Consider the following 6,946-nt stretch of genomic DNA (forward strand, 5'->3'; position numbering starts at 1 on the left):
ATGAGCCGGAGTCTGTATGAACTGTGTTGTCGCTACTCAAATGGCGAGTTAGAGACGCATGAGTACCGGCGTCTGCGTCGCCACTTTATCAATCATTTAGTGAATCGTGGTGATCAGACCCAGCCTGTCAGTGAACCTGACGGGGGGGATTTGACACAGCCACAGCAACGTATGGAAGAGATTCAGCACTCTCAGGTAAGAGATCTCCAGCAGCAAGCTAATATCGCGGCGCCAGCTATGCACCGGAATGTTCTGCCTGTTTCGTCAGCAACACCTCCCAACAAGAGTGCGGGCAAGTGGCTGGCGATTACGGCGTGTCTGCTCCTGGTTGCGGGCGGTCTCTATTGGGTGTTGAGCCGGCAGACGAGTCAGCCTCTGCAGGCAGGCGGGGAGATTGATATTGGCTCAACGGCGAACAGTGTTACCTCAACACCTGTCGTGGCTCAAATGTATGCTTTGTTGGAGCAGGATAAGTGGTCGATTACCGATATTGAGGCGTACTACTCACTTTTACTGCAAAGCTCTGAAGCCGAAAGGAGTTTGCTGAGATCCGATAATCGTTATCATCAGTTTTTAGATAGCGTGCACATCTCTCATGCACTGGCTCAGGCAGATCAGAATGAAGAGATGATTGCAAAGCTTACCCAGCTGGAGCAGGCGCTACGGGACTAGCTGAGAGTTCTGATTAAGCTCACTATCATCCTGCCTGTGTTCACCGATAATTGTGACGCCCCGGGATTAATTTGTTATATTATAACAAATTAATCCATTTAAGATCTTACCGATGTTCCGTCAGATTCCTACCAATATTATTACCGGCTTTCTCGGCGTGGGGAAAACCACCGCTATTCAATATCTGTTAACCCATAAACCGGCTGATGAACGCTGGGCGGTGCTGGTGAATGAATTTGGCGAAGTGGGTATCGACGCCGGCCTGCTGTCCAATGAGCAGCAGGCAACCGGGGTGTTTATGCGGGAGGTGCCCGGCGGTTGTATGTGTTGTGCTGCGGGGATCCCGATGCAGGTGGCCCTGAGTCAGTTGATTCGCCAGGCTAAACCTGATCGTATTCTGATTGAGCCGACAGGCCTGGGACATCCACTGGAAGTGATCCGGGTACTGCAGCAGCCACACTATCAGGATGTTCTCGATCTGCGCAGCACCATTACACTGGTGGACGCCCGAAAACTATCAGATCTCCGCTATACCGATAATGACACCTTTAACCAGCAGCTGCAGGTTGCCGATCGGGTGGTGGCCCATAAAGCAGACCTGTACAGCGGTAATGAGATTGAGCAGCTAGTGAACTATCTGCAAACGCTGGCGTGCGATCCCCCAGTTGTCAGTTGCACTGAGGGTCAGCTAAGTCTCACATGGCTGGATACGGGTTCACAACATAGTTCAATCAATGATGTGGAATCACAGCAACATTCACATGATCAACATGATCATTTTCAGGCTGACGAAGAGATACCTGAATGTGGTTATCTGCGTAAAGATAACCAGAGCGAAGGCTACTTCAGCAGTGGCTGGATTTTTAGTCCGGAATTTGAGTTTGATTACTCAAAGCTTGAGCCGTTTCTGATGGGGATTGAGGCAGAGCGTCTTAAAGCCGTGTTTATTACCAATGAGGGTATCTTTGCTTTCAATATGGCGGATTCGGTGTTGAAAGTTCAGGCTCTGGATGAGGTGATGGATAGCAGGATAGAGATAATTGGCCAGCAACCTGTCGACGCGGCAGCTCTCGAGCGACAGCTGCTTGCTATGGCTGTCCGGTACTGATTATTTATCTGTTCGCTCGCGGGTTGGCGCTGCGATATCCAGCAGCGGCGCAGCATCAAGGGATTCTGCATCCATCATTCCGGCAACCTGTTGCAGCGAGGAAAAAATATGCTGTTGCTGCAGGCTTTCCAGGCTTTCAAAACGGTGAATAAACGCTTCATGTAGCAGAGGCGGAACGGTTTCAAGAACCTGGTCTCCGCTTACTGTTAGCCGCGCGTTAACGATTCTGCGGTCTGTATTGCTGCGGATACGCTCGACCAACTGACGCTCCTCCAGGCGGTTCATAATGGTGGTAACAGTTGCCTGGCTAAGAGAGACAGCGTCAGAGATCCGTTTTACCGTAACATCCCCCAGTTGTTTAATTGCACGTAAAACCATCACCTGTGGAATGGTCAGTCCACAGGACTTCACCACGCGCTTTGACTGAAGGTCGGTCGCCCGGATGATCTTTCTCAGTTCAATCAGAACATCCTGCCAGGAGGGAGCGGGGTCGGTCATCTTCATCTGTTCACTCATATTAGCCCCTTGATAGGGAATGTTTCAGAAACGGCAGCTTTAAAAAAAGTGGTGCGAGTATAGCCCAGAGTCTGTGCAGTACAAATAATCAGAGTAATAATAGTTTGAGTTCTAAATATTAGAAGACTAATATATATAGATCAAATTAATCAGTTCGAAAGATCATGGAGGCATCATGAGGAACCTGTTAGCGATACCAGTAATGGTATTAGCCTTTGGGCAGGCAATGGCTGCAGATGAGTGTGGCAAAGTTACGATTGCAGATATGAACTGGAGTTCAGCGACTCTGATCGCCAATGTTGATAAGTTTATTCTTGAACACGGCTACGGTTGTGATGCAGAACTGGTACCGGGCGATACCATGCCGACGGGTACTTCGATGATTGAAAAAGGCGAACCGGATATTGCGCCGGAGATGTGGAGTAATTCCATGCGCGATGCCCTGGATAAAGGTGTTGCTGAGAAACGTCTGCGTTACGCCGGTAACTCACTTTCTGATGGTGGCGAAGAGGGGTTCTGGGTGCCGGAGTATATGGTGAAAAAATATCCGGAACTGGCAACGATTGAGGGGGTAAAAAAGCACGCTAAGTTGTTTACCCACCCGGAGGATGACAGTAAATCAGCTTTCTATGGTTGTCCGGCTGGCTGGAACTGTCAGATCAGTGCCAGCAATCTGTTCAGAGCTCTGAAACTGGCGGACTCTGGTTTTGACCTTATCGATCCCGGTTCGGGTGCGGGTCTGGCCGGTTCTATCGCAAAGGCGTTTACCCGTGAAGAGCCGTGGTTTGGCTATTACTGGGCACCCACCGCAGTACTGGGTAAATACAAAATGGTGAAAGTTGATTTCGGTTCCGGCATCGATAAACAGCATTATATCGACTGTATCTCTGCTAACGAGTGTGTTGATCCGCATCCTACTATGTATCCGCCTTCACTGGTGCAGACCGTCACCACCGAGAGTTTTGCAGAAACATCACCCGCAGCCTATAGCTATGTGTCTCACCGTTCTCTGACCAATAACCAGCTGAATGGTTTGCTGGCCTGGATGGAGGAGAATCAGGCCGATGGGGAGGTGGCTGCAGAGTATTTCCTGACAGAACATGAAGATCTTTGGACTCCGTGGGTTTCTGCAGAGGTTGCTGACAAAGTTAAGCACGCCTTGCAATAAACGCCTGGTGGATTGTTGTAATACGTCACTGCCCGGTTGCCTTGGTAATCGGGCAGTGTTGTTTCTGAAAGAGGTAAAATATGGCTGATTCAGGCTGGTTAAGTGAGATTCCCCAGCTTAGCAGGGGGGAGTTGCGGGATATCCGTAAATTTCTGGACACCGGTTACCGGGAGTTTTCGCGGGAATACGGTGAGATGATAGAGGGCTTTTTTGATCCTCTGCTATCCTTTCTGGTGTGGTTTGAAAAGTTGTTGTTAGCAACGCCATGGTGGCTGATCATCGCAATAGTGGCGGGTCTGGCCTATCTGTCCAGCCGTTCATGGAAACTCAGCCTGGGCGTAGTCATCTCGTTCTTTCTGATCGGTTATTTCGGTATGTGGGACGATACCATGCGAACCATGAGTATTATTCTGGTCTGTACCCTGATGGCGATTGCGTTGGGGGTCCCTATCGGCATTGCGATGGCCCGTTCGGACCGGGTTCAGTCAGTGGTTACGCCGTTGCTGGATATTATGCAGACGATGCCTGCCTTTGTTTATCTGATTCCGGTGGTTATGCTGCTGGGTATCGGTAAAATTCCCGGCGTACTGGCGGTAGTGATCTATGCCATACCTCCGGTAATTCGTCTGACCAACCTGGGTATCCGGTTGGTGGATAAGGATGTGCTTGAGGCGGCGACTGCCTACGGTGCCAGTTCAGTCCAGCGGTTGATGGGGGTCCAGTTACCTCTGGCGATGCCTACCATCATGGCAGGTATCAACCAGACTATTATGATGGCCCTTTCCATGGTGGTTATCGCCTCGATGATCGGGGTGAAAGGTTTGGGACAACCGGTATTGAAGTCTATTACCAATCAGTATTTTACCCTGGGTTTATTGAATGGTCTGGCGATTGTGGCGCTGGCGATTATCTTTGACCGGGTCTCTCAGGCATATGCCAAACGGAGTCAGCGATACCTGGAGGGTATGGATAATGGCTGAGGCTAAGATGAATACAGAACAGACCGCTCTGATAAAAATTGAAGGTTTATATAAACTGTTCGGCAATAATCCGAAAAAGTTTATGCCGCTGGTTCATGCGGGTAAAAGCAAAGATGAGATCCTTGCTGAAACCGGGCATACCCTGGGCTTAAAAGATATTAATCTGACCATTAATAAGGGGGAGATCTTTGTCATTATGGGGCTGTCGGGCTCCGGTAAATCAACCCTGATTCGTCACTTCAATCGACTGATAGATCCGACAGAAGGGGTGATCGAAGTCGAAGGTACTGATGTGATGAAACTGCCACAAAAAGAGCTGGAGCAGTTTCGTCGCCATAAAATGTCGATGGTGTTTCAGCGATTCGGTCTGTTGCCACATAAATCGGTTATCGATAATGTTGCCTATGGCCTTGCGATCCAGGGCGTTAGCAAAAGTGAAAGTGGCGCTAAAGCAAAAGAGTGGTTGAAAGCTGTTGGTTTGGCCGGTTATGAAGATCAATATCCAGCCCAGCTCTCCGGTGGGCAGCAGCAACGGGTTGGTCTGGCCCGGGCGCTGTGTACCGACGCCGAAATTTTGCTGATGGATGAGGCTTTTTCCGCACTGGATCCACTGATCCGTTCTGAAATGCAGGACCAGTTGATTGAACTGCAGGAACAACTGCACAAGACCATTATCTTTATCACCCATGACCTCGATGAGGCCCTGCGTATCGGCGACCGGATCGCTATTCTGAAAGACGGCGAGATGGTGCAGCAGGGCGAACCGGAAGATATTCTTTTGCATCCTGCCGATGATTATGTGGAAGCCTTCGTTCGGGATGTAAACCGTGCCCGGGCACTGACGGTGGAAACCGTGATGAAAGACCCCATTTGCCGGATAACCGCGAGTACCATCGAAGATGCTCTGAAACAGATGCGAGGTTTTAAAGAAGACTACGGCTATTACGTTAACGACGAGGGCTATCAGGGGGTAGTGACCGAGAAGAAACTGCAGGCTGCCTATGACAAAGATCGTCAGGCAGCATTAACCGCAGAACATTGCGAAGCGCTGGATGCAATTTCACAGGATGCAGTGCTGGAAACCGTTATCCCGGATACCCTGAACTCTGAGTACTCACTCCCCGTAGTGGATGACGAAGGAGAGATGACCGGACAGCTCTCCAGAAGTACCCTGGCTGAAGTATTGGGGAATGAAGAGCCAAGAAGTCGCTAGAACGGAGCCTCCGGCTCCTGCTGGTGGCTAGACGCGGCTGCGCCGCTTGCTAGAAAAAGCATCTTAAAAACCGCCGATTGGCGGTTTTTAAGATGCTTTTTAAGCCGCTTTTCAAGTATTGTTGGCATCTAAATTTTGATTTATAGATACTCTTTTTTGTATTAACCAGGCAATAATCATTGCGTTGAAATAAGCGAATAACAGCAAACCAATTTTATTCAGAACCACTGTGGCAACCATGCCCCCGGTTGACTGTGCTTGAGTGATTGACACTTTGGCGTTCATTATATTAAGGAAGGCCCACCATAGCGCTTCATTAGCAGTGTTTATTCCACCTTCATAACTGCTTTCAAGTTCCAATATCAGACTTGCACAGACTGTATATGCAACGAAGGTGATCAAAATAACAACAAACGTCAGGCTTTGAAATTTGCTGGCCTGAATTGATGAAACAAGTAACTTCAACGATTTTATAGTACGAATAAATCTTAATATTCTTACTATTCTTGCAAGTCGTCCCCAGCGAAACGGGTCAACCAGAGGAATAGAGGATAACAAATCTATCCATCCCCACTTTAAGTATGAAATCTTATTATTAGCGTGATACAAATTGACAAAAAAGTCGCCTAGAAAAACAAAGCAGATGCACAGATCAATTCTTTGAAGGATAAGCGAAACTTCAGGGTCAGTTATCAAGAATGTTTCAAAGAAGACGACAATGAGAACGTATATGCTCAATGCCAGTAGAAATAGTTGGTAAACGGCGCCTCCTTTTTCCTTCATCTTTGATTTCCCTTAAGACCGTTAACAACTTTATTGCAATATCCTTCCCGCTTCGATAGTGCCAAAACATTACGCGTCAGACAAACATTACTGTTGCTCTGAGGCCTCTTGTGCCAACAAAAAAACCGCCAGTCTGGCGGTTTTATAAATGCTTTTTCTAGCTGTAGATTTCAGATACGTTGTTCACAAGTAACCGGCTTATAGGTGGTTGTTTGTTTAAACTACCATGTGGTCTGACAAGGTTATACCACTTCAGATAACAGGATAGTGTCGCATTTCGCTGAGCGGAATTGTTATACAGTTTGCCGTAAGACCACTCCCGAATCAGCGTCTGTATAAAACGTTCCGCTTTACCGTTTGTCTGAGGGCGATAGGGGCGCGTATTCATGGGGCGTGCACCGATCGCTTTGACGGCATTTCTAAAGGCTCTGCTGGTGTAGCACTTACCATTATCCGTCAGCACCCGTTTTACCTTCACATCCATTGCTTTCAGTATTTTGAGGGTG

The 6,946-nt window shown here is 48.4% G+C and carries 8 protein-coding genes; 5 read left to right on the forward strand and 3 right to left on the reverse strand.

Features of this window, described 5'->3' with window-relative positions; all coding sequences use genetic code 11:
• On the forward strand, positions 1-672 hold the full coding sequence (locus BMY09_RS21715) for a hypothetical protein (RefSeq protein WP_091362241.1): 672 nt from the start codon (positions 1-3) through the stop codon (positions 670-672).
• A 112-nt stretch (positions 673-784) separates the two neighbouring features.
• A complete protein-coding gene (locus tag BMY09_RS21720) occupies positions 785-1,780 on the forward strand; it encodes a CobW family GTP-binding protein (RefSeq protein WP_091362242.1) in 996 nt (331 codons plus the stop codon).
• On the opposite strand, the gene BMY09_RS21725 is transcribed toward BMY09_RS21720, so the two are convergent.
• Positions 1,781-2,296, reverse strand: a complete 516-nt coding sequence (locus BMY09_RS21725) for a MarR family winged helix-turn-helix transcriptional regulator (protein ID WP_245756654.1) — start codon at positions 2,294-2,296, stop codon at positions 1,781-1,783. It abuts the gene before it with no gap.
• A gap of 175 nt (positions 2,297-2,471) precedes the next feature.
• On the opposite strand from BMY09_RS21725, the gene BMY09_RS21730 reads away from it, so the two are divergent.
• The 3 genes from BMY09_RS21730 to BMY09_RS21740 all read left to right on the forward strand — a co-directional run bounded on the left by BMY09_RS21730 (position 2,472) and on the right by BMY09_RS21740 (position 5,657).
• A complete protein-coding gene (locus BMY09_RS21730) occupies positions 2,472-3,464 on the forward strand; it encodes an ABC transporter substrate-binding protein (protein WP_091362243.1) in 993 nt (330 codons plus the stop codon).
• Positions 3,465-3,544: 80 nt separating this feature from the next.
• A complete protein-coding gene (locus BMY09_RS21735; protein ID WP_091362244.1) occupies positions 3,545-4,444 on the forward strand; it encodes an ABC transporter permease in 900 nt (299 codons plus the stop codon).
• The gene (locus tag BMY09_RS21740) at positions 4,437-5,657 is read left to right on the forward strand and encodes a quaternary amine ABC transporter ATP-binding protein (protein ID WP_245756655.1); all 1,221 of its coding nucleotides are present in this window, start codon (positions 4,437-4,439) and stop codon (positions 5,655-5,657) included. The genes BMY09_RS21735 and BMY09_RS21740 overlap by 8 nt, the downstream gene beginning before the upstream one ends.
• A 111-nt stretch (positions 5,658-5,768) precedes the next feature.
• Here BMY09_RS21740 and BMY09_RS21745 read toward each other — a convergent pair whose 3' ends face one another.
• A complete protein-coding gene (locus tag BMY09_RS21745) occupies positions 5,769-6,440 on the reverse strand; it encodes an ion transporter (RefSeq protein ID WP_091362245.1) in 672 nt (223 codons plus the stop codon).
• A gap of 157 nt (positions 6,441-6,597) precedes the next feature.
• A partial coding sequence (locus BMY09_RS21750) for an integrase core domain-containing protein (RefSeq protein WP_139203231.1) occupies positions 6,598-6,946 on the reverse strand: 349 nt, incomplete at its 5' end.

Source organism: Amphritea atlantica (genome assembly GCF_900111095.1).
GTDB lineage: Bacteria > Pseudomonadota > Gammaproteobacteria > Pseudomonadales > Balneatricaceae > Amphritea > Amphritea atlantica.

Bases quoted from the DNA above. Each gene is read 5' to 3' on its own strand.
- BMY09_RS21715 (WP_091362241.1), top strand. From the start codon at position 1: ATGAGCCGGAGTCTGTATGAACTGTGTTGTCGCTACTCAAATGGCGAG.
- BMY09_RS21720 (WP_091362242.1), top strand. From the start codon at position 785: ATGTTCCGTCAGATTCCTACCAATATTATTACCGGCTTTCTCGGCGTG.
- BMY09_RS21725 (WP_245756654.1), bottom strand. From the start codon at position 2,296: ATGAGTGAACAGATGAAGATGACCGACCCCGCTCCCTCCTGGCAGGAT.
- BMY09_RS21730 (WP_091362243.1), top strand. From the start codon at position 2,472: ATGAGGAACCTGTTAGCGATACCAGTAATGGTATTAGCCTTTGGGCAG.
- BMY09_RS21735 (WP_091362244.1), top strand. From the start codon at position 3,545: ATGGCTGATTCAGGCTGGTTAAGTGAGATTCCCCAGCTTAGCAGGGGG.
- BMY09_RS21740 (WP_245756655.1), top strand. From the start codon at position 4,437: ATGGCTGAGGCTAAGATGAATACAGAACAGACCGCTCTGATAAAAATT.
- BMY09_RS21745 (WP_091362245.1), bottom strand. From the start codon at position 6,440: ATGAAGGAAAAAGGAGGCGCCGTTTACCAACTATTTCTACTGGCATTG.